The sequence below is a fragment of the Streptomyces sp. NPDC037013 genome (assembly GCF_055607265.1).
Window position 1 is genome coordinate 832915 of the sequence record NZ_JBVJRV010000003.1, and the last position, 25420, is coordinate 858334.

The 25420-nt window shown below is 73.2% G+C and carries 25 protein-coding genes and 1 pseudogene; 5 read left to right on the plus strand and 21 right to left on the minus strand.

Annotated elements, in window-relative coordinates:
* Positions 1-44: 44 nt before the first annotated feature.
* From ACZ7DY_RS13545 to ACZ7DY_RS13605, 13 genes are all read right to left on the minus strand, one after another.
* On the minus strand, positions 45-1076 hold the full coding sequence (locus ACZ7DY_RS13545) for a glycoside hydrolase family 6 protein (RefSeq protein WP_471134042.1): 1032 nt from the start codon (positions 1074-1076) through the stop codon (positions 45-47).
* A gap of 475 nt (positions 1077-1551) precedes the next feature.
* Positions 1552-2202 carry a class F sortase gene (locus tag ACZ7DY_RS13550; RefSeq protein WP_471134565.1) on the minus strand — a complete coding sequence of 217 codons (651 nt, stop codon included), beginning with the start codon at positions 2200-2202 and terminating at the stop codon, positions 1552-1554.
* A 36-nt stretch (positions 2203-2238) separates the two neighbouring features.
* Positions 2239-2802 (minus strand): hypothetical protein, encoded by a 564-nt coding sequence (locus ACZ7DY_RS13555; protein ID WP_471134045.1) that lies wholly within the window; start codon positions 2800-2802, stop codon positions 2239-2241.
* 95 nt (positions 2803-2897) lie between these two features.
* Positions 2898-3677, minus strand: coding sequence for an HAD-IIA family hydrolase (locus tag ACZ7DY_RS13560; RefSeq protein ID WP_471134048.1), 780 nt, complete (start codon positions 3675-3677; stop codon positions 2898-2900).
* A gap of 164 nt (positions 3678-3841) precedes the next feature.
* On the minus strand, positions 3842-4927 hold the full coding sequence (locus tag ACZ7DY_RS13565) for a 2-aminoethylphosphonate ABC transporter substrate-binding protein (protein WP_471134051.1): 1086 nt from the start codon (positions 4925-4927) through the stop codon (positions 3842-3844).
* Between the two features lie 32 nt (positions 4928-4959).
* Positions 4960-5787, minus strand: coding sequence for an ABC transporter permease (locus ACZ7DY_RS13570; protein WP_471134054.1), 828 nt, complete (start codon positions 5785-5787; stop codon positions 4960-4962).
* On the minus strand, positions 5774-6652 hold the full coding sequence (locus tag ACZ7DY_RS13575; RefSeq protein WP_471134567.1) for a 2-aminoethylphosphonate ABC transporter permease subunit: 879 nt from the start codon (positions 6650-6652) through the stop codon (positions 5774-5776). The genes ACZ7DY_RS13570 and ACZ7DY_RS13575 overlap by 14 nt, the downstream gene beginning before the upstream one ends.
* A 451-nt stretch (positions 6653-7103) precedes the next feature.
* Entirely contained in the window at positions 7104-8156 is a 1053-nt protein-coding gene (locus ACZ7DY_RS13580) for an ABC transporter ATP-binding protein (RefSeq protein WP_471134057.1), read from the minus strand.
* Positions 8156-8848: a phosphonatase-like hydrolase gene (locus tag ACZ7DY_RS13585; RefSeq protein WP_471134059.1), complete on the minus strand. Its 693-nt coding sequence runs from the start codon at positions 8846-8848 to the stop codon at positions 8156-8158. Before ACZ7DY_RS13585 ends, ACZ7DY_RS13580 begins: the two co-directional genes overlap by 1 nt.
* Positions 8849-8853: 5 nt before the next feature.
* Complete coding sequence (locus ACZ7DY_RS13590; protein WP_471134062.1) at positions 8854-9978, minus strand: TIGR03364 family FAD-dependent oxidoreductase; 1125 nt, start codon at positions 9976-9978, stop codon at positions 8854-8856.
* Positions 9979-10124: 146 nt separating this feature from the next.
* On the minus strand, positions 10125-10934 hold the full coding sequence (locus tag ACZ7DY_RS13595; protein ID WP_471134065.1) for a GntR family transcriptional regulator: 810 nt from the start codon (positions 10932-10934) through the stop codon (positions 10125-10127).
* 89 nt (positions 10935-11023) lie between these two features.
* Positions 11024-11965 carry a hypothetical protein gene (locus tag ACZ7DY_RS13600; RefSeq protein ID WP_471134067.1) on the minus strand — a complete coding sequence of 314 codons (942 nt, stop codon included), beginning with the start codon at positions 11963-11965 and terminating at the stop codon, positions 11024-11026.
* 291 nt (positions 11966-12256) lie between these two features.
* Positions 12257-12982 (minus strand): SDR family NAD(P)-dependent oxidoreductase, encoded by a 726-nt coding sequence (locus tag ACZ7DY_RS13605; protein ID WP_471134070.1) that lies wholly within the window; start codon positions 12980-12982, stop codon positions 12257-12259.
* Positions 12983-13224: 242 nt separating this feature from the next.
* On the opposite strand from ACZ7DY_RS13605, the gene ACZ7DY_RS13610 reads away from it, so the two are divergent.
* Complete coding sequence (locus ACZ7DY_RS13610; RefSeq protein WP_471134072.1) at positions 13225-13824, plus strand: TetR/AcrR family transcriptional regulator; 600 nt, start codon at positions 13225-13227, stop codon at positions 13822-13824.
* A 350-nt stretch (positions 13825-14174) separates the two neighbouring features.
* Here ACZ7DY_RS13610 and ACZ7DY_RS13615 read toward each other — a convergent pair whose 3' ends face one another.
* Entirely contained in the window at positions 14175-15311 is a 1137-nt protein-coding gene (locus tag ACZ7DY_RS13615; RefSeq protein ID WP_471134074.1) for an ROK family transcriptional regulator, read from the minus strand.
* A gap of 56 nt (positions 15312-15367) precedes the next feature.
* On the opposite strand from ACZ7DY_RS13615, the gene ACZ7DY_RS13620 reads away from it, so the two are divergent.
* Positions 15368-16459: a Gfo/Idh/MocA family protein gene (locus ACZ7DY_RS13620; protein WP_471134077.1), complete on the plus strand. Its 1092-nt coding sequence runs from the start codon at positions 15368-15370 to the stop codon at positions 16457-16459.
* Positions 16456-16923: pseudogene (locus ACZ7DY_RS13625) on the plus strand (heme-degrading domain-containing protein); the annotation flags it as partial. The gene ACZ7DY_RS13620 and the pseudogene ACZ7DY_RS13625, both read left to right, overlap by 4 nt.
* 94 nt (positions 16924-17017) lie before the next feature.
* Here ACZ7DY_RS13625 and ACZ7DY_RS13630 read toward each other — a convergent pair.
* The 4 genes from ACZ7DY_RS13630 to ACZ7DY_RS13645 all read right to left on the minus strand — a co-directional run bounded on the left by ACZ7DY_RS13630 (position 17018) and on the right by ACZ7DY_RS13645 (position 19941).
* Positions 17018-17875 (minus strand): fumarylacetoacetate hydrolase family protein, encoded by an 858-nt coding sequence (locus tag ACZ7DY_RS13630; RefSeq protein WP_471134079.1) that lies wholly within the window; start codon positions 17873-17875, stop codon positions 17018-17020.
* A gap of 169 nt (positions 17876-18044) precedes the next feature.
* Complete coding sequence (locus ACZ7DY_RS13635; RefSeq protein ID WP_471134082.1) at positions 18045-18818, minus strand: YidC/Oxa1 family membrane protein insertase; 774 nt, start codon at positions 18816-18818, stop codon at positions 18045-18047.
* Positions 18819-18956: 138 nt separating this feature from the next.
* Positions 18957-19301 carry a DUF6412 domain-containing protein gene (locus tag ACZ7DY_RS13640; protein ID WP_471134085.1) on the minus strand — a complete coding sequence of 115 codons (345 nt, stop codon included), beginning with the start codon at positions 19299-19301 and terminating at the stop codon, positions 18957-18959.
* 109 nt (positions 19302-19410) lie between these two features.
* Positions 19411-19941, minus strand: a complete 531-nt coding sequence (locus ACZ7DY_RS13645; protein WP_471134088.1) for a winged helix-turn-helix transcriptional regulator — start codon at positions 19939-19941, stop codon at positions 19411-19413.
* Positions 19942-20049: 108 nt separating this feature from the next.
* On the opposite strand from ACZ7DY_RS13645, the gene ACZ7DY_RS13650 reads away from it, so the two are divergent.
* Complete coding sequence (locus tag ACZ7DY_RS13650) at positions 20050-21498, plus strand: MFS transporter (RefSeq protein ID WP_471134090.1); 1449 nt, start codon at positions 20050-20052, stop codon at positions 21496-21498.
* Here ACZ7DY_RS13650 and ACZ7DY_RS13655 read toward each other — a convergent pair.
* The 3 genes from ACZ7DY_RS13655 to ACZ7DY_RS13665 are packed head-to-tail and all read right to left on the minus strand — an operon-like array spanning position 21443 to position 24089.
* The gene (locus ACZ7DY_RS13655) at positions 21443-22975 is read right to left on the minus strand and encodes a sodium:solute symporter family protein (protein WP_471134092.1); all 1533 of its coding nucleotides are present in this window, start codon (positions 22973-22975) and stop codon (positions 21443-21445) included. The genes ACZ7DY_RS13650 and ACZ7DY_RS13655 overlap by 56 nt on opposite strands.
* The gene (locus ACZ7DY_RS13660) at positions 22972-23217 is read right to left on the minus strand and encodes a DUF3311 domain-containing protein (RefSeq protein ID WP_471134095.1); all 246 of its coding nucleotides are present in this window, start codon (positions 23215-23217) and stop codon (positions 22972-22974) included. The genes ACZ7DY_RS13655 and ACZ7DY_RS13660 overlap by 4 nt, the downstream gene beginning before the upstream one ends.
* Before the next feature lie 41 nt (positions 23218-23258).
* A complete protein-coding gene (locus ACZ7DY_RS13665) occupies positions 23259-24089 on the minus strand; it encodes a class E sortase (protein WP_471134098.1) in 831 nt (276 codons plus the stop codon).
* A gap of 194 nt (positions 24090-24283) precedes the next feature.
* Between ACZ7DY_RS13665 and ACZ7DY_RS13670 the strand changes: the two genes are divergently transcribed.
* Positions 24284-25324: an SEC-C domain-containing protein gene (locus ACZ7DY_RS13670; RefSeq protein WP_471134100.1), complete on the plus strand. Its 1041-nt coding sequence runs from the start codon at positions 24284-24286 to the stop codon at positions 25322-25324.
* The last annotated feature ends 96 nt before the right edge of the window (positions 25325-25420 follow it).

A 25420-nucleotide genomic window follows, 5' to 3' on the forward strand; every position in this document is an offset into this window, starting at 1 on the left:
CGACTGCGGCTGTTTCGTGGCTTGTCGCGCAGTTCCCCGCGCCCCTAGCGGGACGCCTTCGCGAGGCCCAATGCGTACTCGGGCCACCACTCGCCCGCCTTGGGGCCGCCGCGGCACGTGCCGTCCGACTCACCGGGACGCTTGACCCAGAGGTACGCGTCGACGAGGGGGTCGGACGTCTTCGTCGTCGGGGTCTCGCCGAGCGCCCGTCCCGGCGGGTTGCACCAGGGGTCCTTGCCCTTGGTGTAGGGCCCGTTGCCGTTGCGCGCCGTGTCGATGACGAACGGCTTGTTGCCGATCTTCGTCGAGAGCGTCTTGCCGAACTCCGTGCTGGCCTCGGTGGTCTGGAAGTTGGACACGTTCACCGAGAAGCCGTCGGCCTGCTCGACGCCGGACCACTTCAGGGGCTCCCAGAGCGAGTCGGGGTTCTTCCAGCCGGCGTTGCCCGCGTCCAGGTACACCTTGGTGTTCTTCAGGGACTTGAGCTTGCCGATGGCGCCCTTGAGGAGGTCGTACCGCTCCTCGTGGAACTGCTCGGGCGTGCACTGGTCGACCATGTGGAGCACCGCGTCGGGCTCCAGGATCACCGTGGCGTGCCGGTCGCCGATGCCCTTGGCGACCTCGTCGATGAAGGCGCGGTACGCGTTGCCGTCGGCCGCGCCGCCGCCCGAGTACTGGCCGCAGTCGCGGTGCGGGATGTTGTAGACGACCAACAAGGCGTCCCGGTCGGCCTTCTCGGCGGCCTCGGTGAAGCCGCGCGCCTGTTCCTGCGCGTTCTCCGGGATGATCCACTCGGCGGTCGGCTGCTCGGCGATCTTCCGGATCAGCGCGGCGTCGTCCTTCTTGCCGTCCTCGGCGTACGCGGCGGCCTGCTTGGCCGCTTTGCCGTCCGGATTGACCCAGTACGGGTCCTTGCCCTTGGGCTGCTGCTTCACGGGCGGGCTCGACGCCCCGTCCGAGTCGCCGTCGGACGAGGAGCACCCCGCGAGGAGCAGCGCGACCCCCGCGAGAGCCGCCCCCGTCCTCACCCCCCGGGCCGCGAAACGGCGTCCGCGACCTGTGTCTTTGTGGTACATCCACTCCCCCTTGGGCGCACTGTCCGGTCTCAATCCTGACATACACACTCCCTGCCCACGAGGTCCGCCCGTACCGCATGGAGACCTGTAGGAGAGCTGTTACAGCGCCGCGCCAGGCGCATCGAACAGGCCACGGATCCGGCGGCCCGGCGCTCCCCGGCGGCCGGTGCGATTCGGACCGGGACCCCCTCCACCTGCGACCATCACGGAGGGAGAGCACAGGGCGACTTGGCGTTATTTGCCGCCAATACCCTCTAGGCCCGAGCGCCTGTTCGTTCTAGAGTCGATGGCACGGCCCGAGCCCCCGGCCCATCCACCGGCCATTCCGCGTTTCTGGAATGGTCTCGAACCTCCCGCGCCGACGCCGGGTTACTCCCGCAGCTCGTGCGCGCGCGGTCGAGGACCAGTCCGGTCGGCGGCTCCGGGGGGAGCGGGCCGCCGACCGGACCGGGTCGGCCGCAGGGCACCGCCTCCGTCAGGTCCGCCGTTCGACCCCCGTCAGATACGCCGAGACGATCACGTTCGCCGTATAGGCGCGGGCGGTCTTGTCGAAGACGCCGCCGCAGGTGATGAGGCGCAGCTCCGCCCGGCCGTCCTCGTGCTGCCCGTACGCCTTCTTCGCGTCGAAGCGGGCGCGGCTCACCACGCGGACGTCGTCGACGGTGAACTGCGCGACCGTGCCGTCGTCGCGGGTCACCTCGACCGTCTCGCCGGGGCGCAGGGTGCTGAGGTCGTAGAAGACGGCGGGCTGCGTCTCGGTGTCGACGTGGCCGACGATGAGGGCCGCGCCGGCGGCGCCGGGGCGGGTGCCGCCGCCGTACCAGCCGACGGTGTCGGCCTCCTCGAAGGGCGGCGGGTCGATCGCGCCGTCGGCGTCCAGGCCGCGGGCCGACACCGGGGCGCGCACCTCGAGTGACGGCACCTCGACGCGCAGCGGGCGCGCGGGCGCCAACGGGTCGTGCGCGGCGGGGAATTCCACGCCGAGGGGGCGGCCGACGGCGGCCACGTCGCCGGTGGCGGGCCCGGAGAGGCCGCCGCGCAGGCCGGTGACGTCGCTGCCCCAGAGGCAGAGGCCGGCCATGAGGAGGGCCCAGGCGACCCCGGTCAGCAACCGTCCGGAGCCCATGGGGTGTTCACCGCTGGACACGGTCGTCTCCCGCCGTCACTCGGAGCGTCGCCGGCGCACGCTGCGGACGGCGACTGCGACGGCCGCGACCGCGGCGAGGATGAGGCCGATCACGGCGTGCCGGGTGCCGGGTCCCGCCTCGTCGGCCTCTGCGGAGACGGCCGTGGTCACCTGCCGTGCGGCGCCGCCGCCCCCGGCCCGCACCGGCGAGACCGGCTCCTGGTGACGCCCCTCCTGGTGGTGGCCGGTGACGCGGACCGTGCCGGCGCCCTGGTGGGGGTGGCCGTCGCAGGTGATGGTGATGGCGTGGGGGCCTGAGATGTCGTGCCGGATCCTGGCGCTGCCGGCCAGCGCGTATGTGCCGCCGTCCCGGCCGGTCAGCTCGGCGTCCCCCTCGAAGGCCTCCGATCCGGCCGACCCTGTCGTGCCCCCGCACCCCGTGACGCTCACCTCCACGGTGGCGCCGGGCGCGGCGGTCGAGGGGGTGACCGTGGCCCGTACGGAGCCGTCGTCGTGGGCCTGGGCCGCGGTGGCGGGCAGGGCGGCCGCCAGGGCGACGGCCACCCCGGCCCCACGGACGGCAAGGGAACATATACGCATCGTGAACCTCCTGTACTACGAGGTTCATGCGCCCGCCGCGGCTTCGCATCTCGAGCCGAGCCGTCCGAGGCGCCCGCGGAAGGCGTCGTCGCAGGTCAGATGCGGTCGACCAGGTCCGCGATGGAGTTCACGACGGTGGACGGGCGGAAGGGGTACTTGTCGATGTCGGCGCGGGTCGTCAGCCCGGTCAGCACCAGGAACGTCTCCATCCCGGCCTCCAGACCGGCCAGGACGTCGGTGTCCATCCGGTCGCCGATCATGGCGCTGGTCTCCGAGTGCGCGCCGATCGCGTTCAGGCCGGTCCGCATCATCAGGGGGTTCGGCTTGCCCGCGAAGTACGGCGTCTTGCCGGTCGCCTTGGTGATCAGCGCGGCGACGGCGCCCGTGGCGGGCAGCGGGCCCTCGGTGGAGGGGCCGGTCTCGTCGGGGTTGGTGCAGATGAAGCGGGCGCCGCCGTTGATGAGGCGGACGGCCTTGGTCATGGCCTCGAAGGAGTAGGTACGGGTCTCGCCGAGGACCACGTAGTCCGGGGCGTGGTCGGTGAGGACGTACCCGATGTCGTGCAGCGCCGTGGTCAGGCCCGCCTCGCCGATGACGTACGCCGTGCCGCCGGGGCGCTGGTCGTCGAGGAACTTGGCGGTGGCGAGCGCGGAGGTCCAGATGTTCTCGACGGGGACGTCGAGGCCCATGCGGGCCAGCCGGGCCTGGAGGTCGCGCGCGGTGTAGATGGAGTTGTTGGTCAGGACGAGGAAGGGCCTGCCGGATTCGCGCAGCTTCTTGATGAAGGAGTCGGCGCCGGGGATCGGCACCCCCTCGTGGATGAGCACGCCGTCCATGTCGGTGAGCCACGATTCGATGGGCTTGCGCTCTGCCATGGGGTGCACTCCTGCGTTCTGCGTCGATGCGGGGTAACTGAGGGGCGCCGGGACAGCGCTGTGCCGACGCCCCACAGCCTAATCAGGAAGCCACGATCTTGGACCGGGTCGGCGGGGACGTGATCCACGCCCGCTGCCCTCCCCCGCCACCGGTCGAGCCGGGGTCAGCTGCCCGTGGCCGACTTCCACTCCGCCACGTACGACGGGAGGTTCTCGGAGATGTCCCGCCAGTCCGGCCGGAAGATCTCGACACCGTCCATGATCTCGCGCAGGGCGCGGGCGTCGGCGCCGGTCGCCTCGATGTCCTTGCGCGCCGGGAAGCCGCCGCCGACCTCGCCGACCTGGCGCTGCGCCTCTGCGCCGAGCAGGAAGTCGAGGAACTTGCGGGCGTTGGCGTCGTGCGGGGCGCCGGTGACGAGTCCGGCCGCGTAGGGCAGCGCGAAGGTGGTGGGCCTGCCGGGGTTGCGGTCGGTGGCGGGGAACCAGATGCCGAGGTTCGGCATGTCCTTGGACTGGGCGTGGTTCATCTGGACGTCGCCGTTGGCGGCGAGGAGTTCGCCCTTGTCGACCTTGGGCGCCAGCTTGCCGGTGGAGGCGGCGGGACCGACGTTGTTGGTCTGCAGCTTCTTCAGGTACGCCATCGCCGGCTTCCTGCCGCCGAAGTCGTGCATGGCCTTGATGAGCACGGCGGTGCCGTCGCCCGCGACACCGGGCGTGGAGTACTGCACCTTGTTCTTGTACGTGCCGTCGGTGAGGTCCTCCCAGGTCCGCGGCGCCTTGTCGCCGGACAGCTCCTTCTTGTCGTAGATGAACCCGAAGTAGTTGTTGACCACGGAGGTCCACTTGCCGTCGGCGGCCTTGTCCGCGGCGGCGACCTGCTCCGACCCCTTGGGCTCGTACGCCTTCAACAGGCCCTTGGCGTCGGCCTGCTGGATGAAGGGCGGCAGGGTGATGAGGACGTCGGCCTGGGTGTTGGACTTCTCGCGGACGGCGCGCTGCACCATCTCCCCCGAGCCGCCCTCGACGTAGTTGACCTTGATGCCGGTCTTCTTCTCGAACTCCCCGAAGACGTGGTCGTACCAGCCGTCGCCGTTCTCGCCCTTGAGGCCGTCGGCGCTGTAGACGGTGACGGCCTTGGCGTCGGAGGCGGCGGAGCTGCCGCCGCAGGCGGTGAGGGAGCCGGCGAGGACGAGGCAGCCGGTGACGGCGGCGGCCGTGCGGACGGGGCGGACCCGGGTGAGGCGCGACATGGCGTTTCGTACTCCTTGGCGGGGTGGGCGGTTCAGCGGTAGGAGGCGCGGGTGCGGATACGGGAGACGGCGAAGAGCACGAGGAGCGTGGCCGTCATCAGGACCACGGCGAGGGCGGCCCCGGTGAAGGTGGAACCGCGGTCGGTGACCGCGTGGATCCGTACCGGGAGCGGCGTCCAGTCCGGCGGGTAGAGCATCATCGTGGCGCTCAGCTCGCCCATGGAGAGCGCGAAGCAGAGGCCCGCGGCGGCGGTCAGGGACGGCAGCAGCAGCGGCAGCTTCACCTTCCACAGGACGTGGGCCGGCCGGGCGCCGAGTGACGCGGCGGCCTGCTCGTACGCCGGGTCGAGGCGGGCGAGGGCGGCCGCCACCGACTGGTGGGCGAACGCCGTGACCAGCAGGGCGTGGGCGAGGATCACGATCCACCGGGTGCCGTTGAGGAGGATCGGCGGTTCGGAGAAGGCGACCAGCACCGCGAGGCCGACGACCACGGACGGCACGGCGACCGGCAGCATGAACAGCGCGCCGATCATCCGCCCCACGAGTGCCGACAGCGCGGGCGCGCGCCCGCCGCCCTTCTTCAGCGAGGCCGCGGCGAGCGCGGCCCAGGAACCCGCGGCCAGCGCGAGCAGGCCGGCGACGGCCGAGGTGACCAGGCTGGTGGTGAGGGCGCGCAGCGAGTCGCCGCGGGTGGCCGCCGCGTAGTGCTCGCCGGTGAGCCCGGACGGGAAGGCCCCCGACCAGTGTCCCGAGAACGACGCGAGGAGGATCACGAGCAGTGGCAGCGCGAAGAGCGGCAGGAAGAGGACGAGGAAGAGGGTCCACAGGGCCCACTTCCCGGTGCGGCTATGCACCAGCACGACGGCTCACCACCCGGTAGAGGCCGTAAAGGCCCACGGAGATCGCGATGTTGACGACGGCGACGGCACAGGCCGCCGGATAGTCGGCCTCGAGGATGGCCTTGCCGTAGACGAGCATCGGCAGGGTGGTGACCCCCTTGGCCCCCGTGAACAGCACGATCCCGAACTCGTTGAGACACATGACGAGGACGAGGCTGCCGCCGGCGGCGAGCGCGGGCAGCGCCTCGGGCAGGACGACGCGGCGCACGACGCGGGCGGGCCGGGCGCCGAGGGACGAGGCGACTTCGAGCTGCGCCGTGTCCAGTTGTGAGAACGCGGCGAGCAGGGGCCGCACCACGAACGGCGTGAAGTACGTGATCTCGGCGAGCAGGACGCCCCACGGGGTGGTGAGGAACCGGAAGGGCCCCTCGGCGGCGCCGGTCGCGTCCGTCCAGACGCCGTTGGCCATGCCCTTCGTCCCGTAGAGGAAGAGCAGGGCGAGGGTGATCAGGAACGACGGGAAGGCGAGGAAGACGTCGATGAACCGGGCGACGGCCCGGCTGCCGGGAAACGGTACGAAGGCGATGACCAGCGCGAGCGTGAACCCGAGCACGAGGCATCCCGCGGTCGACCCGAGCGCGAGCCACACGGTGGTCCCGAGCGCCTCCCGGAACGCGTCGGACGCGAATACGTCGGTGTAGGGGCGCAGGGAGCTCCCGCCGGTGTCGGGCCGCAGGGACTGCCGCACGACGAGGGCGAGGGGATAGAGGAAGAAGAGCGCGAGAAGCGCGACGGGAGGCAGGGCCCAGACGAGGGCGGGAACCCCGCGGCCCCGGGGCGCGACGGCAGCGGGCAGCCGCTCGGCCGGGGCGGTCCGGGTGGACACGGCGTCCGGCGCGGTGCCGGGCTTGGCGTCCGGCGCGGTGCCGGGTGCGGCATCCGGAGCAGTGCCGGGTGCGGCATCCGGCGCAGTGCCGGGTGCGGCATTCGGAGCGGTGTCCGGCGTGGCATCCGACGCGGTGTCCGGCGTGGCATCCGGCACGGTGCCGGGCTTGGCGTCCAGCGCGGTGCCGGGTGCGAGACCCGGCGCGGTGCCGGGTGCGGCATCCGGCCTGGTGTCGGGCGTGGGACCCGGCGCGGTGCCGGGCGTGGCATCCGGCGCGGTGCCGAGCTTGGCGTCCGGCGCAGTGGCGGGCGCGGCATCCGACGCGGTGCCCCACGTGGCGTCCGGCGCGGTATCAGGCGTGGCATCCGGCGCGGTGTCGGGCTTGGCGTCCGGCGCGGTGTCGGGTGCCTCTTCTTGCGCGGGGGCGCTTCCGGTGAGGCGCTCGGCGGGGCTACGCACCGGTCACCCCTCCCGCCAGGAGCACCCCGTCCTCGGGCGCGAAGTGCAGGGTGACGGGGTCTCCGATGCCGGGTGGCGTCCTGAGCTCGCGGACGTCCGCCTTTACCCGCTCCCCCGCGACGTCGACGTACAGCCGGTGCGTGGCGCCCCGCCACTGGACCTCGGTGACCTTTCCCCGCAGCGGATTGGGGCCGTCCCCGAGCCCGACCAGATGCGGCCGCACGCAGAGCGTGGCCGTCGCCCCGGCGGCCGCCTCCCGCGTGTCGACCTCCAGCCGCGTCCCCGCGAAGGAGACGCCCCCGGCGCCGACGGTCACCGGCAGCAGGTTCGCGTTGCCCACGAACGACGCCGTGAACTGAGTGCGCGGCGCCCGGTACAGCTCCTGCGGTGTCCCGCAGTCCTGGAGCCGCGCCCGGTCCATCACGGCGATGCGGTCGGCCAGGGTCAGCGCCTCGACCTGGTCATGGGTGACGTACAGGATGGACACATCCGGCAACTCGCGGTGCAGCCGGGCCAGTTCGGCGAGCATCCCGGAGCGCAGCTGCGCGTCGAGCGCGGAGAGCGGTTCGTCGAGGAGGAGCACGCCGGGCCGGATGGCGAGCGCCCGCGCGATGGCGACGCGCTGCTGCTGGCCGCCGGAGAGCTCGCGCGGGAACCGCTTCGCGTACGCCGCCATGCCGGTCAGCTCCAGCGCCTCGGCGACCCGCCCGGGTATCGCGGACCTCGCCGTCTTCCGCGCCTTCAGGCCGAACGCGACGTTGTCCGCGACCCGCATGTGCGGGAAGAGCGCGTACTGCTGGACGACCATGCCGATGCCCCGCCGGTGCGGCGGCAGCGCGGTGACGTCGCGGTCCCCGATGAAGACCCGCCCCGACGCGGGCCGCACGAACCCCGCGACGGCCCGCAGCGCGGTGGTCTTGCCGGAACCGGAGGGGCCGAGCAGGGCCATCACCTCGCCGGGCTCGACGGTCAGGTCGAGGGAGTCGAGGACGGTGGTGCCGCCGTAGGCGACGCTGACCCCGTCGAAGCGGATGCCGCTGCCCATCAGCCGACTCCCCGGAGCAGCGCGGGCAGTTCGGCGACAGAGCCGAGGACGTGGGTGGCCCCGGCCTCGCGCAGCGTGGCGTCATCGTGGGCGCCGGTCAGCACCCCGGCGACGACGGAGGCGCCCGCCCGTACGCCGCTGCGCATGTCGTGGGCCGTGTCGCCCACGACGGCGACGTCCTGGACGCGGTCGGCGGCACCGGTCCGCAGGAACGCGCTGAGCACCATGTCCGGGTAGGGGCGGCCGCGGCCGCCCGCGTCGGCCGGGCAGAGGGTCAGCGCGACCAGGTCGCGCCAGCCGAGCGCGTCGAGTATGGCGTCCTGGGTGACGCGGGCGAAACCGGTGCTCAGGACGACGGTCCTGCCGTCGTCCCGCATCTCCTCGATGGCCTCGCGCGCCCCGGCGACGGGCGCGACACGGCCCTCGTCCACCAGCGTCGCGTACGCCTCCTCGAAGGCGGCGTTGGCCCGCTGCGCGCGCTCCTCAGCCCCGAACAGATGCCGGAAGACGGAGATCTTGGACTCGCCCATGGTGGCGCGCACGTACGCCAGCTTCGCGGCGTGGTCCGCCGAGTCCGGCTCGACGCCCAACTCCCGTGCCGCGGCGGCGAAGGCGCGCTCGACGAGGCCGCCGTCGGCGACGGTGGTCCCGGCCATGTCGAGGACGACGAGGCCGATGTGGTTCGTGGTCAATGCGTTCACCATCCCAGTTCGTCCGCGGTCCGCTCGGCGATGGCGGGCGAGCAGGTCATGCCGCGCCCGCCCGGCCCGGTCACCAGCCACACCCCTTCGCGCACCCGCTGCCGGTGCACGATCCGGCCCGGGTCGACGCACTGCGCGTACACGCCCGCCCAGCGCCGCCTGATCTTCGGCAGCGGGCGGCCGAGGAAGCCCTCGACGACCTCGGTGAGGTGGTCGTAGGGGTCCTCGACGGTGTCGAAGGCGAAGGGGTGTTCGTACTCGTGGGTGTCGCCGATGGTCAGGCCGCCGTCCGCGCGCTGCACCATGAGCAGCTGCATCTTGTGCGCGGCGGCGGTCGGCGTCTGCTCCTGCCCGGCGTTGAGCGCGTCGAGCGCCGCCGAGCGGTACGCCGGGTAGTAGCGGAAGCTGTCGGCGTCGGCCACGGAGGTGGTGAGCGGCTCGCCGAGCGGTTCGGTCTGCATCATCTGGAGCCGGACGCGGCGCACGGGCAGGCCGGGTCCTGCCAGTTCGCGCACGAGGCCGCCGAGCCAGGCGCCGGTGGCGAGCACCACGACGTCACCGCGGTGCACGTCGCCGTGGTCGTCGCGGACGGCGCTCTCGCCGACGACGTCCCGGACCTCGCGCCCGGGCAGGAAGGTGTAGCGCGGAGAGGCCAGGAGGTTTTCGCGCAGCCGGAGTTGAGCGGTGCGCGGCTCGACGGCCGCGTCCCGCTCGCACCACAGCCCGGCGGTGAACTCGCCGCGCAGGGCCGGGTTGAGGGCGCGCGCCTCCTCGGCCGTCAGCAGCTTGTAGCCGCGGTCGGCCGCGTCCGGGCGGGCCAGCGCGGCCTCGGCGACGGCGTGTTCACGCTCGTTGCGCACGAGGGTCAGGGAGCCGTTGGCCCGGAAGCCGAGCTCCGGCACACGCTCGCCGATGGCCTTCCACAACTCGCGGGCGCGCAGGGCGGTGTCGAGTTCCTCGCCGCCCGCCCGGCCGCTCACCCATATCTGTCCGAAGTTGCGCAGCGATGCCCCGCGGGCCTCGGTCTCGCGCTCGATCTGTACGACCTCGTGGCCGCGTTCCACTGCGTGCCAGGCGTGCATGGTGCCCACCACGCCGGCTCCTACGACGATGACTCTCACGGCGGCAACGCTCCTGGCGGCCGATGTCCCGCGCGGGGCCGACCGGCGACGGGACGGTGAACGGCCACCCAAACTTGGACCAGACCTGTTATGTTTCCGTGACCAAACGAGTGCTCCACCGGCCCGGCACCGCCAGAAGGCCTGTCTCAGCCCTTGCCCGTGGTCGGCGCCGCGGACCCCAGATGCGTGGTGAATGAGAACCGGTCACCCCGGTAGAGGGTGCGCACCCGCTCCAGCGGCCGGCCCTCCGTGTCCCGCGACAGCCGGTGGATGAGCAGCATGGGCAGCGCCGGCGGTGTCCCGACGAGGAGCGCCTCGCGCGGGGTGGCGAGGACCGTCTCGATCCGCTCGTCGGCGTCCCCGAACGCGATGCCGAGGCTGTCGCGCAGGTACGCGTAGAAGGAGGAGTCCGGCTCGAAGTCCTCGTCGAGCCGCGGCACCCGGGCCACCGGGACGTAGGTGCTCTCCAGGCCGATCCGCTCCTCGTCGGCGAGCAGCACCCGCTCCATGTGCCAGACGGGCTCGCCCTCGCCGGCGTCGATCTCGGCGGCGAGCTGGGCCGGGCACGGGAAGCGGTCCAGGGAGATGAGGTTGCGGCCCGGGGTGAGGCCCTGGCGCCGCACGCCCTCCGTGTAACTCGCCAGCGACAGCGGCTGCTCCAGCTTGGGGCCCGCGACGACCGTGCCCCGGCCCTGCCTGCGCAGCCGCCCCTCCAGGAGCAGTTCGCGCAGCGCCTGCCGCACGGTCTCGCGCGCCACCCCGTACCGCTCGGCCAGATCCCGCTCGGTGGGCAGCGGCCGCCCGTTCCCCAACTCCTCGACCAGCGCGGCGATCCTGGCCTTCACGGCGTAGTACTTCGGGATGCGCCCGTGCTCGGGGATGCCGGAGCGGACGGGGGCGCCCGGCACCTGGTCGAGGAGGTGGGCGGGCACGTGCGCGGGGTTCGGGTTGTCCACGCGGGGATGTTCGCAGACGTACGTGAACACACGGGTGAACGAGGGGTGGCGTTACCGGCGCGGCGGCCCGGGGGGGCCGGTCCGGTGGTTCAGCGCCTTCTGGCCCGCAGGCGCCGGGCGCCCATCACGACGGCTCCGGCGCCGAGGAGGAGGGCGCCCATGACGACGCCCGGGGCGAGCGGCGTGCCAGGGCCCGTCTCGGCGAGCTGTTCGGCGGAGGGCGCGACGGGGCCCTCGTTCACGATGTCGAACGGGTAGTCGTTGGAGTCGCCGACCCAGTCGCCGTCGTCCTCCTTGCGCTGCACGAGGGCGGCCGACGCGGTGACGCGGTCGGGCTCGGTGTCGGAGGTGAAGGCGAGCCTGACCGCGACGGAGACGGTCCGGCCCGGCGCGACCGTGAACCCGGCGAAGCCGTCGTCGAAGACGCCGATGTTCTCGCCCCGACCGGTGTTCTCGAAGGTCACGTGCCGCCGCCGCTTTCCGTCGTCGAACTCCAGCTGGACCTGCCGGGGCCGCAGCGTCCGCGCGTCGTCGACGAGGACGACGACGGGGTGGATCTTCGCGCAGGTCTCGTCGGTGGTGTTGGTGAGATCGACGGTCCACTTCCGGTAGCCCTCGCCGGGCCGGTAGGTGGCGGGCCCGGGGTGGATACGGGTGTCGATGGGGAACTCCGCGCGGTCCTCCTGGTCACAGGTGGGCCGCTGGGCGGCGGGGCCGGTGTGGGGTGCGACGGCGGTACGGGAGGCACGGGTCTCGGCACGGATAAGGCGGGCCTCGGTACGAGAGGCGCGGGCCTCGGTACGGGCAGCGCGGGGCCCGGTACGGGAGGCGCGGGCCCCGGCGTCCTCATGGGGGTTCACGCAGGACGGGTCCGCGCGGCCCGCCGTCGAGGGCCCTGCCCCGACGCAGACTTGGCGGCCCGCCGCCCCGGCTCCGCCTCCGTCCGCCGTCGCGGGCGTCCCGGCCACGGCGGGCGCGAGGGCGGCGGCTGCGGCGGTGAGACCGGAGACGAGAGAACTGCGGAAGCGCATGAAGGACCTTTGCTGAGCGGGACGCCGACGGGACGCGGGACTGACGGACAACGGGCGCGGGACTTGCGGACAGCGGGGGCGCGCGGGCGGGGCTGCGGAGATCGGGAGGGATCTGATCGGGGCGGGTGCCGGGCGGGGGCGGACTGCGGCCGGCGTCCACCGGTCATGGCCAGAGACCCTGCCACGCGCGCGCGACCTCACCGCCGCGCCACCGCCCGATGGGCCCGATCGGCCGCCCGATCCCCCTCGTTCAGGGGAGCTTCCGGCGCTCCGGGCGGGTGACCGACGCGCTCACCACGGGACGGGCTCGCCGTGCCGGTCGAGAAACCGCAGGCCGGGCGCGCCCGCCTGCGCCTCCAGGACGTCGACGACGGCCGGGATGCTCTCCTCGGGGGCGAGCGGCGCGTCGGGGCCGCCGAGCCGGGTGCGGTTGTGGCCCGGGTCGATGAGCAGCTTGGTCCGCCCGTCGTCGCCGTACCGGGTCGCGTAACTGCGCATCAGCTGGTTGAGCGCGGCCTTGCTGGCCTTGTAGAGCTCGTAACCGCCCTCCGTGTTGCGCGAGATGCTGCCCTGGTCGGAGGACATGACCGCGACGGTCCCGCCGGGCACGACGAGCCCGCGCAGGGCCTCGAGGGTGCGGAGCGGACTCAGCGCGTTGGTGACCATCACCTCGGTGAACATCTCGGTGGGGACCTGGTCGATCGGCAGATCGCCCCGGTCGATGGCGGCGTTGACGAAGAGCAGGTCGAACCCGGTGCCCTCAAGGCGTGCGCGCAGCCCGGCGAGCTGGTCGGCGCTCGTCATCTCCAGGGTCTCCACGTCCAGCCGCCCGGCCGCGGCGCGGGCGCGCTCCCCCAGTTCGCCGCCCGTCCGGCGGGTGGTGGCGGTGACGTGCCAGCCACGCCGTACGAGCTCGTCGGCGAGGACGAGCCCTAACCCTCGAGAGGCTCCGATGACGAGGGCCCGGCGGGGCGTGGCGCGGTGGGGGGTGCGGGGTGTGTCGGACGTGATGGTCACGGGTTCTCCAAGGTCAGGGGCGGGCAGACGTGCTCAGGCAGCAGGCAGCAGGCACAGAGAGGTTCGGGCGCGATGCCACATGCGCACCGGCCCCCGGGGTGGTGAAGGTGAAGATGACGGCGGCGGTGGCGCACACGGCCGGCGGCCCCGCCCACGGCCTCGTCTCGGTTCGCTTAGCCTAGACGCACCGTTGCGACTAGACAATGCCCTCGGGCCGCACGCCCGCCCGGTATCGTGTCCGCATGCCCGCCCAGACCTCCCGGCCCCGTAGACCCCACTCCGGCAGCCGGCGCGACGAGTCCGCGCGGCTCTCCGTGCTCCACGCCGCGGACGACCTGCTCGTCGAGAACGGCTTCGGCGCCCTGACCATCGAGGCCATCGCGCGCCGCGCCGGCGTCGCCAAGCAGACGATCTACCGCTGGTGGCCCTCGAAGGTCGAGATCCTCCTCGACACGCTCATCGAGGACACCGGCAAGCGCATCCCCGTCCCGACGGAGCGGGCCACGGCGGAGAGCATCCGCGCCTACCTGCGCGGCTTCGCTCGGTTCCTCACCCGCGACCCCGCCGGCAAGGTGCTGCTCGCCCTCGTCGCCGAGGCGCAGCACGACCCGGAGACGGCCAAGAGCTTCCACAAGCGCTATCTCGGCCCGCGCCGCGCCCAGGAGCGCGACCTGCTCGCGGCGGCGGTCGAGGCCGGCGAGATCGCCCCCGTGCTGGGGCTTGAGGCCACGGTCGACGCCCTGATCGGCCCGATCGTCTACCGCGCACTGACGGGTGCGACCATCCCCCGCGGCCTGGTAGACACACTCGTCGAAGCCCTGCTCAAACCCCACCCAACCTGAGCACACGTGCAGGCCCCCGCCCGCGCACCCGACGCCGGGCACCCGCCCCCGCAGGAAAAGCCCTGGGCTCTGTGCGGCGGATCATGTGGCGGGTGGAACGTCCTGGAGTTCCGGCGCCTGCGTGTCGGTCCCGGAGGGTGAGCGCGCCGGGGAGTTCTACGAGTTGCTGCTCCGAGAGCCCGACCCCCGTGGGGACAGTGGTCCCGGTCGTCTACGACGGGAAGAAGCCGTCGCGGGCGAAGACCGCACACGGGAGGAGATCGATTCGTACTCCTGCTGGGATACGCGCTTGCCGCCTTCTTCGACTGAGGAGGGAGGACCTGGAGGACCCTCGCGCACGGACTCGGGGTCTATACGGGGAAAGCCACGTCCGCGCGGCCGAAGAGTGGGGCGAGGACGAGTTGGGCCGCTCCCTCCGCGACGCCGCGTTCCCCGCCGGGAGCGAGGCTCACCGGGACCCGTGCGGCCCCGCCCCCGCGCCGGACGCGTTCGGCGACGACGGTGCCCACTCCTCGCACGAAGAGTTCCTCGGCGGCGAAGACGGTCCGGCCGCCGAGCAGGACGCGGTCGATGTCGAGCAGGCCGACGAGGTTGCCCGCGGCCGTGCCGAGTACCCGTGCCGCCTCGGCGAGTTCGCCCCGGGCGACGGCCGCGAGGCAGAGCGCCTCGACGCAGCCCCGGTCCCCGCACTCGCACCGCGGTCCGTCCAACTGCAGGACCTGGTGGCCGAATTCACCCGCGCCGGTGCGGTCGCCTCGGTAGAGGGTGCCGCCGAGCACGAGTCCCGCGCCGAGCCCCGTACCGAGGTGGAGGTAGGCGAAGGAGTCGGCGGCGCCCGCGAGGGCGAGGCCGAGGGCGGCGGCGTTGGTGTCCTTGTCCACGGTGACGGGCAGACCGAGCCGGGTCGCGAGCGCGTCCCGCAGCGCGAACCCGTCCCACTCGGGGAACCCGGTGACCCGGTGCAGCACCCCCGCGGCGTGATCGAGGGGCCCCGGCAGCGCGACGCCGACCCCGGAGATCCGGCGCCCGCCCTCGTCGCTCTCCGCGTCCCCGGCGGGGTCAAGGAGCTCCCGCACCTCGCGCGCCGCCGCCTCGACCACCGCCGTCGCGCCCGCGCCGAAGGCGAGCGGGGCGCGGCGCTCGGCGACCACCGCGCCGGTCAGGTCGACGAGGACCGCGGTCAGCTCGTCGCGGTCCAGGTGCAGGCCGACCGCGTGGCCGGCGGCGGGGACGAGGCGCAGGAGCGTGCGGGGTTTGCCGCCCGTGGAGGCGCGGCGGCCCGCCTCCGCGGCCAGCCCCTCGGCCCGCAGCCGCGCGGTGATCTTGCTGACGGCCTGCGGGGTGAGCCCGGTGCGCTCGGCGAGCTCCAGGCGGCTGATGCCCGCCTCGCCCGCGGCGCGCAGCAGGTCGAGCACGAGCGCGGCGTTGTGCCCGCGCAGCGCCGGCAGGTTGACTCCGGGGTTCACCCTGTTCACGTACGACTTCACGGGGCCATTGTCCCGTCCGCTTGCACTTTGGCAACACCGTTGCTTAAGTGGGAGGCATGACTGGCACAGGCTCTTCAGGCTCTCCTCTCCGCGTCGGCCTCGTCGGGTACGGCCTCGCGGGCTCCGTCTTCCACGCCCCGCTGATCGCCGCCACCGAGGGCCTCGTCCTCGACACGGTCGTGACGTCCGACCCCGGGCGGCAGGCACAGGCCCGCGCCGAGTCCGGCGACGACCTGCGCTGCGTGGCCTCGGCCGACGAGCTGTGGGACCGCGCGGACGAGCTCGACCTGATCGTCATCGCGTCCCCGAACAAGACGCACGTGCCGCTCGCCACCGCCGCCCTCAAGGCGGGCCTGCCGGCCGTCGTGGACAAGCCGGTCGCCGGCACCGCCGCCGAGGCGCGCGAGCTCGCGGCCCTCGCCGACGAGCGCGGGCTGCTCCTGTCCGTCTTCCAGAACCGCCGCTGGGACAACGACTTCCGCACGCTGCGGCGGCTGCTCGCCGACGGCGGACTCGGCGACGTGTGGCGCTTCGAGTCCCGCTTCGAGAGGTGGCGCCCGCGGCCGAAGGGCGGCTGGCGCGAGTCCGGCGACCCCCAGGAGATCGGCGGCCTCCTCTACGACCTGGGCAGCCACGTCGTCGACCAGGCGCTGGTCCTCTTCGGCCCCGTGGTGAGCGTGTACGCCGAGTCGGACGTCCGGCGCCCCGGCGCGGAGGCCGACGACGACACCTTCCTCGCCCTCACCCACGCGAACGGCGTCCGCTCGCACCTCTACGTCAGCGCCACCACCGCCCAGCTCGGCCCGCGCTTCCGGGTCCTCGGCTCGCGGGCCGGCTATGTGAAGTACGGCCTCGACCCGCAGGAGGCGGCGCTGCGCGAGGGCCTGCGCCCGGCCACGCAGGACCCGTGGGGCGTGGAGCCCGAGACGATGTGGGGCCGGATCGGCGCCGGCGAGTCCCCGCTGACCGGCGGCGGCGACCCGCTGCCGACCCTGCCGGGCGACTACCCCGCGTACTACGCGGCGGTGGCCGCCGCCCTGCGCGGCACCGGCGAGAACCCGGTCACCGCGCACGAGGCGGCCGCCGCCCTCGACGTGCTCGAAGCGGCCCGCCGCTCCGCCCGCGACGGTGTGGCGGTGTCCCTGTGAGCGCGGCACCGGCCCCCTCGATCGACGAACTGGAGGCCCAGGAACGGCGTCTGGTCCTCCCCCGCCTCACCCACGACGACGCCTGGGCGCTCGGCACGCTCCTGGTGGAGCGGGCCCGCGAGCGCCGCGCCCCGGTGGCGATCGACATCCGGCGCGGCGGCCAGCAGCTCTTCCACGCGGCGCTGCCCGGCTCGACGCCCGACAACGACGCCTGGATCGACCGCAAGCGCCGCGTCGTGGAGCGCTACGGCTGCTCCTCGTACCTGGTCGGCTGCCGCTTCCGCGCCAAGGGCACGACCTTCGAGGACTCCTCGCGCCTCGACCCCGATGTATACGCGGCCCACGGCGGCGGCTTCCCGCTCGCCGTCGAGGGCGCGGGCGTCATCGGCACGGTGGTGGTGTCGGGGCTGCCGCAGATCGAGGATCACGCGCTGGTCGTGGAGACGCTGGAACGGTTCCTCGCCGTGCAGGAGGAAGCGACGGGGCAGGACAACGCCGAAGCCCGGCCATCCCTTCCGGGACCGGCCCCGGAAGAGGGCCGGTCCCGGAGCGGGAGCGTCACGCGTCCTTGAGTTCCTGCCGCTGCCGGCCGAGGCCCTCGATCTCCAGCTCCACCACGTCGCCCGCCCGCAGGTACGGCTTCGGCTCGGGCTGCCCCATCGCCACGCCCGCGGGCGTACCCGTGTTGATGACGTCGCCGGGGTACAGGGTCATGAACCGGCTGACGTAGCGCACGACTTCGGCGACGGGGAATATCTGGTCGGCGGTGGTGCCGTCCTGCTTCAACTCGCCGTTGACCCAGAGCTTCAGGGCGAGCACCTGCGGGTCCGGTACCTCGTCCGCGGTGACCAGCCAGGGGCCCAGCGGGTTGAACGTCTCGCAGTTCTTGCCCTTGTCCCAGGTACCGCCCCGCTCGATCTGGAACTCGCGCTCGGAGACGTCGTGCGCCACCGCGTACCCGGCCACGTGCGCCAGCGCCTCCTCGTGCGACTCCAGGTAGCGCGCCGTACGCCCGATGACCACGGCGAGCTCGACCTCCCAGTCCGTCTTGACCGAGCCGCGCGGCACCAGCACGGTGTCGTCCGGGCCGACCACGGTGTCCGCCGCCTTGAAGAAGATGACGGGTTCGGCGGGCGGCTCGGCGCCCGTCTCGCGGGCGTGGTCGTGGTAGTTGAGGCCGATGCAGACGACCTTGCCGATCCGCGCGACCGGCGGTCCCACGCGCAGCCCGTCGGCCGCGAGAACGGGCAGGTCACCGGCGTCGGCGGCGGCCCTGATCCGGCCGAGCGCGGCGGCGTCGGCGAGCACCCCGCCGTCGATGTCGGCGACGACCCCCGACAGATCCCGCAGGGTCCCGTCGGCGTCGAGCAGCGCCGGGCGCTCCGCCCCGGCCGTACCGACTCGCAGCAGCTTCATGGTCAGACTCCATTCCTTCGGTAGCCCGGCGATGGGGCCTCCCCGGCCGGTTCGTTCGCGGCTGGGGACGGGGTGCGGCCTCGGAGCTTTGGTCGATCGTCCAAGGTCACCGTCCGGTCCGCAAGACCCCGTTCACGTACTGGACCTTTACCGGGCGGTAGCGCGGGTCTCAGACGGCGGCGGCCAGCGCCCCCGCGCTGCCCGGCATGTCCCGGTACAGCACCGCACGCTCGACCGCGCTCCACGTCGTGCTGGTGACCACGTACAGCGCGGCGGCCAGCGGCACGACGGCCACGGTGAACAGAGTCATGAACGACATCAGCGGCATCACCTTGGTGATCGCGGCCATGCCCGGCACCTGCTGGTCCCCTGCGCCGGCGCCGGCCTGCGGCAGCGGGTTCGCCGCCATCTGCCGCTTGGTGCGGCGGTAGTTGAACGTGGCGACGGCCGCGACGATCGTGAAGAGCGCCAGGTAGACGAGGCCCTGCGCGCCGAAGATCCCGCCGTCGGCCAGCGCGCCGGTCCACCGGCCGCCCAGCGGCGCCCCGAGGAGGGTGTGGTCGAGCAGCAGGTTGGCGTCACCGCCGATGCCGGTGTTGGAGAAGAGGTGGTAGAGCAGGAAGAAGGCGGGGAGCTGGAAGAGGCTGGGCAGGCACCCGGAGAGCGGCGACACCTTCTCCTTGCGGTGCAGTTCCAGGACGGCCTTCTGCAGCTTCTCCGGATTCTTGCCGTGCTTCTCGCGCAACGCCGCGATCTGCGGCGACAGCCTGGCGCGCGCCCGCTGGCCGCGGGCCGACGCACGCGACAAGGGGTGGACGAGGAGACGTACGCAGGCGGTGAAGAGCACGATCGCGGCGGCGGTCGCCGAACCGTGGAAGAGCGGGTGGAGCAGGTCGGCGAGGTGCTCGACCAGAGCGGCGAACACGGACATGAAAGCGGACATGGAGAAGCCCTCCGAGGGTCTCGTCGTGCCGGTGGGAAAGCGACGGAAGACGTCGCGTCGTCGGCGTGACGAGCCGCGAGGGGCTGGGGGATGAGAGTGGTGGTGTTCCGTGCCGGCGGCGGTGTGCCGCCGGCGCCCCTACGCGGCCGTCGGGAGGGGACGGCCGGGCGCTCGGGGGCGCCTGCGGCCCCTGGCGTCGGGGTCGCGCTGCGGCAGGAAGGCGGTGCGCCGCTCCCGGTCGCGGATGGCCGTGCGCACCCTGGTGCGGGGCACGGCGGGCGCGCAGCGCGCGGCGATCACGGAGCAGACGGCGAGGGCGGAGCCCACGGCGGCGGTCGCGGCGAGCGCGACGGCGGCGGTGAAGCTGCCGGTGTCGACGAGGACGACCTCGACGAGGAGGAAGAGCAGGAGCAGGGCGGGACGGGCGGCCGCTTTCGCGCTGCGGGCCATGTCGCGGATGACGTGGCGCGTGGTGCCGTTCATGGCTGCCCTCCTCTCCTGACGCTCGGGCTCGGATCCGTGACCGGACCCGTCGTACTCGGACCCGTACTCGTATTCCTACTCGTACGCGTCCGATCCTGTCGTACTGCCGTTATACAGGATCGATCTCGACCGGCTGAAGGAGCCTGCGGGGCCGCAGCAGCGCCCGGCTGACCGGATCCGGGGGCTCCGGATCGAGGCCGGGACCCGGCAGCATCTCGACGTCCTCGACCGCGACGGGGTGTCCGCACGCCGGGCACTCCCCGACGATCCCCAGTTCCGTGCCGCACTGCGCGTGCCGGAAGTGGCGCAGCGGCCGCGTGCCTGGGATGTGCTCGCGCCCCCACAGGCCGAGCGCGCGCAGCGCGGGCCACAGGGCCTTGCCGCGCTCCGTCACCACGTACTCCTGCCGCCTTGGCGCGTCGGAACACGGCCGCTTGTCGAGGACCCCGGCGGCGACGAGCGCCTGGAGGCGTGCGGCGAGCACGGCGCGGGGGATGCCGAGGTGGACGAGGAAGTCGTTGTAGCGGCGCACTCCGTAGAGGGCGTCGCGGACCACGAGCAGCGTCCAGCGCTCGCCGACCACTTCGAGGGCGCGGGCGATCGAGCACTCCTGCGCGGCGTAGTCCTTGCCGAGAGCCATGGCCCCTACTCTAACCACTTTTCCCGTACGAGGTTCAGTGAACGAACTTTGGATGCTACGGTCTCGGCACGCACCGAGTTCAATGAATGAACCTCGAAGGGCTGCCGCATGTCCACCCGCCTCGTCCCCACCCCCTCCGACCACTCCACCGCGCCCGCCTCCCCGGCCGCTCCGCCGGCCAGTCCCCCGACCGCCCGGCCGACCGCCACGCTCACCGTCACCAGCGCCGCCACCGCCGTGGCCCTCATGACGTACACCGCGCCGATGATCACGCTCCCCGACACGGCCGCCGCCCTGCACACCCCGCTCTCCGCCCAGGCCTGGCTGCTCAACGGCACCCCCCTCGGGCTCGCCGCCGTCCTCCTGGTCGCGGGGAGCCTCGCCGACGACCACGGCCGGCGCCGGATCTTCCTCTCCGGCACCGTCGCGCTCGGCATCACCACCGCACTCGCCGCGCTCGCCGGCTCGACCTGGCTGTTCACGCTGGCCCGCGTAGCCCAGGGCGCGGCGAGCGCGGCGATCCTCGCCAGCAGCCTCGGCCTGCTGGTGCACGCGTTCCCGCCGGGCCCGGGCCGGATCAGGGCCACCGGCATCTGGGGCGCGTTCGTCAGCGGCGGCATCGCCGCGGGCCCGCCCCTCGCCGGCGGCATCGCCGCCACGGGCGCCGACGGCTGGCGCTGGGCGTACGCCGTCCTCGGCCTCGCCGCGCTCGCGGTGGCCGCCCTCGCCCCCCGCGCCCTGACCGAGTCCCGCGCCCCGCGCCCCGGCCGGCCGGACCTGGCGGGCGCCGCCACCCTCGGCCTCGCGCTCACCTCCCTGGTCGCCGCGCTCACCCTCGGCAGGGACGGCTGGCTGCGCGCCCCGGTGGGCGGACTGCTCGCCGCCGCGGTGCTGCTGCTCGGCGCGTTCGTCGCCGTGGAGCGGCGCGGCAGCGCCCCCATGCTCGACCTCGCGCTGCTGCGTCGGCCGCTGTTCCTGGCCTCGACGACGGGCGCCCTCTTCACGGGCTTCTCCGTGATCGCCCTCTTCAGCTACCTGCCGACGCTGCTCCAGCAGACGCTGGGCCTCTCGACGATGCACGCCGCCTGGCTCTTCGTCATCTGGTCGGGCACGTCCTTCGTCGCGGCGCTCCAGGCGCGGCGGCTCGCGGGCCGCGTCTCCGCCCGCCACCAACTGGCCGTCGGCTTCGCCCTGCACGCCGTCGCCGTCCTGACGATGCTGGGCGCCGCCTCCTCCGGCTCGTGGCCGCGCCTGCTCCCCGGCCTCATCGTCTCCGGCGCGGGCAGCGGCCTGCTCAACGCCGCACTGCCGCTGCTCGCCGTCGAATCCGTGCCCGCCGGGCGCGCCGCGATGGGCTCGGGCGCCAACAACACCGCCCGCTACATCGGTTCGGCCGCCGGCGTCGCGCTGATGATCGCCGTCTCCACGTCCACCGGCGAACCCCGGCACGGCACGGACCTGGCCATGGGGGTGTCGGCCGGACTCGCCGTCCTCGCGGCGGTCAGCGTGCTGCTGCTGCGGGAGGGGAAGGGGAGGACGCCGGGTCCTCGTCGTTGACGGGATCGCGCGCGAGGACCTCGTCGTCCGGCCGGCCGTCGGCACGGCCGGCCGGCCCCGCGTACGACACGGCGAGCGCCACGGCCAGGTTCCCGGCGAGCGCGACGATCCCGGCGTTGACCCCGAAGACGGGATCGTGCCCGCCGAAGACGAGCGCGCACACCACGCCGACGCCCACCACCAGCCCGCTCAGCGCGCCGGCGAGGGTCAGCCTGCGCCACACCAGGCCGAGCAGCAGCATCGGGACGAGCTGGGCCATTCCCTCGTACGAGATGAGGGAGAGCCGCACCAGTGTGTTGGGCGCCCCGTAGGTGAGGGCGAGCGCCAGGCCGCCCGCGACGACGACCACACCCTGCGAGGCGCGCTTCTGCCGCTGCGGGGTGCGCCAGCGGGGCAGCAGCGACAGCACGCTGCTGCCCCACATCGTGCCGATGACCAGCATGAACACGGCCATGGGAACGATCGAGGAGAGCGCCGCCGCGACCCCGATGACCCCGACCGCCCACGCGGGCAGCGAGTCCACGACCAGCTCGAAGAGCGCGAGGTTGGACCCGGCGCCGACGAGCCCCGGCACGACGAAGAGCGCGGCCATGCCGAGCAGCATCGGCACGAAGAGCAGCACGTTGTAGGCGGGCAGCCAGATGGCATTGCGCCGCAGCGCGTCGGCGTCGCGGGCGCCCAGGTAGCCGGCGACGGTGGTCGGGAAGATGACGACGGTGAGCGCGTTGAGGAGCGAGGTCGTGGCGAACCACGCCTGCCCGTACGGACTTTCGCCGCTGCCCGGCAGCGTGAGCCAGTCGCTCTTCTCGCGCACGATCCGGTCGAGGAAGTCCCCGTACCCGTCGAAGTAGTGGAGGGGTACGTAGACGGCGAGGAAGGCGAGCGTCCCGACGACGAGGACGTCCTTGAGCACGGACACCCAGGCGCTGCCGCGCAATCCGCTCACCACCACGAACCCGGTCGTGACGGCGAAGCCGATGAAATAGGCCCAGTTGAGGCTGATCGCGCCGTACGAGATGGTGGAGACGACGACGCCCATGCCGGTGATCTGCAACTGGATGTAGGGCAGCAGGAAGACGGTGACGAGGAGCGCGACGCCCGCGCCGAGCCACGGCCGCCCGTACCGGTGGGCGACCATGTCGGAGATGCTGACGAGCCCGTGCCGGCGGGCGTAGGCCCAGAGCGTGGGCCCGACGACGTAACCGACCGCGTAACCGCAGGACATGTAGGCGACGACGTACAGCACGGGGGCGCCGTAGTTGTACCCCCAGCCCGCGGCACCCAGATAGCTGAAACTGGTGTACCCCTCGCCCGCCATCAGCACCCAGATGAAGACGGCCCCGAGACTGCGCCCGCCCACCGACCACTCGGCGATCCCGCCCTGCTTGCCGCGCCCGCGGACGGCGGCGAGGCCGAGGGCGACGGTCGCGGCCATGAAGACGCCGAAGACGGTGGTGGCGATGGCTCCGTCGGTCATGGGCGCGGCCCTTCTGTCGTGCGGTCGTGCTGCTGTTCCTGCTCGTGCTGCTGCTTCCGGTCACCGCGGTGGGCGAGCCACACGCACAACGGCGTGAGGAGGGTCGCGCAGAGCAGCCAGAAGAAGAGGAAGGGCAGCCCGAGGACGACGGGCCGTACGCGGTTGGCGAGGGGCAGGGCCCCCAGGTAGAGCACGAAGGGGCCGAGGAGCCACAGCAGATGGGGGCGGCGTCGAGCGATCACGAGGCCCGACCCTATCCGGGGGCCGGGGCGCGGCCCGCCGGCTACCGCGGCCGCATGGCCCGCAGCTTGCCCCACACGACGAGCCGGTACTTGGAGGTGTACTCGGGCGTGCAGGTGGTGAGCGTGACGTAGTACCCGGGCTCGCGATACCCGTACCCCTTGCGCACGTCGCTGCGGGGCACCTCCCGGATGACGCCGCCGTCGCGGGCGGAGGTCCGCGCCAGCGTCTTGTCGACGACGTACGTATAGATGGCGTGCGCGGTCTCGACGGTGACCTCGTCCCCGCGCCGCAGCCGGTCGATGTGGCGGAACGGCTCCCCGTGCGTGTTGCGGTGCCCGGCGAGGGCGAAGTTCCCGGCCTGTCCGGGCTGGACGGTACGGGGATAGTGCCCGACGTACCCGTGGTTGAGCACGGCCGCCTTGCTCACGCCCTCGGCGACGGGGACGCGGATGCCGATGCGCGGGATGCGGAGGACGGCGTAGGCCTGGTCCCAGCGGGGGGCGGGGGCGGAGGGGCTGCCGTCGTGGGACTGGGGGGAACCGGGGCGGGGGCGGTCGGTACGCGAGGGGTACCGGCCGGACGCATCCGGCCCACTGGGCGCACCGGTCCCGCCCGAATCACCCATCCCACCCGAGTCACCGGCCCCACCGGAGTCACCCCGCTGACGCCCCCACTCCTCCTCCAGCGCGTCGACCTTCCGCTCGGCGGCGGCGCGGGCCTGCCGGTTGGTCCACCACAGCTGATGGGCGACGAGCAGGAGGAGTACGAGCCCGAGGGTGACGGCGACCTCGGCGGCACCCCACACCACGCGAACGACACGGGTCCGGCGCCGGGCGAGCCCGTGCTGCACGACGGGGAGCCGCTGGCGCACGGGGGCCTCCTGGAGGGGGGTCTGGAGCTGACCTGGACCTGGACCGCCCGGAGGATAGGCGCTGCTCCTGGAAGAATCCATGCCCGGGAACCCGACCCACACGACGCACCCGACCGGAGGACGGACTGGGCCCGACCAACAGGCGGAGCATCGCCCCTCCTGCAAGTGCCCCGCTCGGCAGTACCGTGTCCCGTATGCGCCCCGACAAGCCTGCTGCTGCCGCCGCCGACCGCACCGACGTGGACCACATCGCCGAAGCCGCGCGCCTGGAACGCACGGCCGGCCTGTACCCGGAGGATTCCGAACAGCTCCTCCTCCAGGCCGCGGCCCACCTCGAACTGGCCGGCGCCCGCGACCGCGCGACGACGCTCTACGACCGGATGCTGTCGCCGTCCGCACCGCGCCCGGCGACGGCGCCTCTCCTCATCCGCGCCCTGAAGGCCTCGAACCTGTGGGAGTACGGCCATGAGGCGGAGGCACGGGCGATCATCGACGGCGTCCGCGCGGCGGCGCCCCGGGACCCCGCGCCGTGGGTGATCGTGGCGGAGTCGCTGGAATCGCACGACGAGCTGGAACAGGCGCACGAGACGTTCACGGCGGCGGCGACCCTGCTCATCCCCTCACCCTCCGAGGAACCCCCGTACGCCGCGCACCCCCTCCTCTTCGGCCGTCACCGCGTACGCCGCCTCCTGGGCGCGGACCACGACGCATGGGACACCCTGGCGGACCGCGTCTCCACGGCCCCGGTCTCCCTGGACGAACTCCACGACCCGAAGCGGGTGTGGTCCCTCGGCTCGGAGAACCCGGCGGAGCTGCGCGCGGAGATCGCCCGCATCCAGGTGGAGTTGGGCTCGTACAGGGAGGCGCTGTCCCGCCCGTTCCCGGTGGCGATCCTGCACTGGCCGGCGGCGGAACTGACGGAACTCCTGACGGCGTACCCGTCCCTGGCCTCGGAGTACCCGTCCCACGAGGCCCACCTGTCGACCATAGAGTCCTCCCTCCGCGAACTCTCGGCCTCCGGCACCCCGAACCTGGGCATCGTCACGGGCACGGTCCCCTCCTACGAGGCCTTCGCCGCCTCAGAGGGCACCACCCCGGACGACCCGTCCCTCCTCCCCCAATACGCCACAACCCTGGCAGCCCGAGGCCGAGCAACGTCTTGGCCCCCGGAACGAGGCGGGCAGTGCTGGTGCGGCTCGGAGACGACTTATGGGGAGTGTCACGGTCGGCATTGATGCCCGGAGGAACCGGCACTCGCCGGTGACCCGGCTGGTTTCGGCAAGCCACCGACCTCTTTGCGCCAGTAGATGCATCAACAACACAGGTGTGCG

What these genes read in the sequence shown, in the direction of transcription:
- ACZ7DY_RS13560 (WP_471134048.1), bottom strand. Translation starts at nt 3,677, where the DNA reads ATGGCAGAGCGCAAGCCCATCGAATCGTGGCTCACCGACATGGACGGC.
- ACZ7DY_RS13610 (WP_471134072.1), top strand. Translation starts at nt 13,225, where the DNA reads ATGCCCGCCCAGACCTCCCGGCCCCGTAGACCCCACTCCGGCAGCCGG.
- ACZ7DY_RS13565 (WP_471134051.1), bottom strand. Translation starts at nt 4,927, where the DNA reads ATGTCGCGCCTCACCCGGGTCCGCCCCGTCCGCACGGCCGCCGCCGTC.
- ACZ7DY_RS13620 (WP_471134077.1), top strand. Translation starts at nt 15,368, where the DNA reads ATGACTGGCACAGGCTCTTCAGGCTCTCCTCTCCGCGTCGGCCTCGTC.
- ACZ7DY_RS13550 (WP_471134565.1), bottom strand. Translation starts at nt 2,202, where the DNA reads ATGGGCTCCGGACGGTTGCTGACCGGGGTCGCCTGGGCCCTCCTCATG.
- ACZ7DY_RS13650 (WP_471134090.1), top strand. Translation starts at nt 20,050, where the DNA reads ATGTCCACCCGCCTCGTCCCCACCCCCTCCGACCACTCCACCGCGCCC.
- ACZ7DY_RS13670 (WP_471134100.1), top strand. Translation starts at nt 24,284, where the DNA reads ATGCGCCCCGACAAGCCTGCTGCTGCCGCCGCCGACCGCACCGACGTG.
- ACZ7DY_RS13580 (WP_471134057.1), bottom strand. Translation starts at nt 8,156, where the DNA reads ATGGGCAGCGGCATCCGCTTCGACGGGGTCAGCGTCGCCTACGGCGGC.
- ACZ7DY_RS13600 (WP_471134067.1), bottom strand. Translation starts at nt 11,965, where the DNA reads ATGCGCTTCCGCAGTTCTCTCGTCTCCGGTCTCACCGCCGCAGCCGCC.
- ACZ7DY_RS13655 (WP_471134092.1), bottom strand. Translation starts at nt 22,975, where the DNA reads ATGACCGACGGAGCCATCGCCACCACCGTCTTCGGCGTCTTCATGGCC.
- ACZ7DY_RS13645 (WP_471134088.1), bottom strand. Translation starts at nt 19,941, where the DNA reads ATGGCTCTCGGCAAGGACTACGCCGCGCAGGAGTGCTCGATCGCCCGC.
- ACZ7DY_RS13630 (WP_471134079.1), bottom strand. Translation starts at nt 17,875, where the DNA reads ATGAAGCTGCTGCGAGTCGGTACGGCCGGGGCGGAGCGCCCGGCGCTG.
- ACZ7DY_RS13635 (WP_471134082.1), bottom strand. Translation starts at nt 18,818, where the DNA reads ATGTCCGCTTTCATGTCCGTGTTCGCCGCTCTGGTCGAGCACCTCGCC.
- ACZ7DY_RS13545 (WP_471134042.1), bottom strand. Translation starts at nt 1,076, where the DNA reads ATGTACCACAAAGACACAGGTCGCGGACGCCGTTTCGCGGCCCGGGGG.
- ACZ7DY_RS13555 (WP_471134045.1), bottom strand. Translation starts at nt 2,802, where the DNA reads ATGCGTATATGTTCCCTTGCCGTCCGTGGGGCCGGGGTGGCCGTCGCC.
- ACZ7DY_RS13640 (WP_471134085.1), bottom strand. Translation starts at nt 19,301, where the DNA reads ATGAACGGCACCACGCGCCACGTCATCCGCGACATGGCCCGCAGCGCG.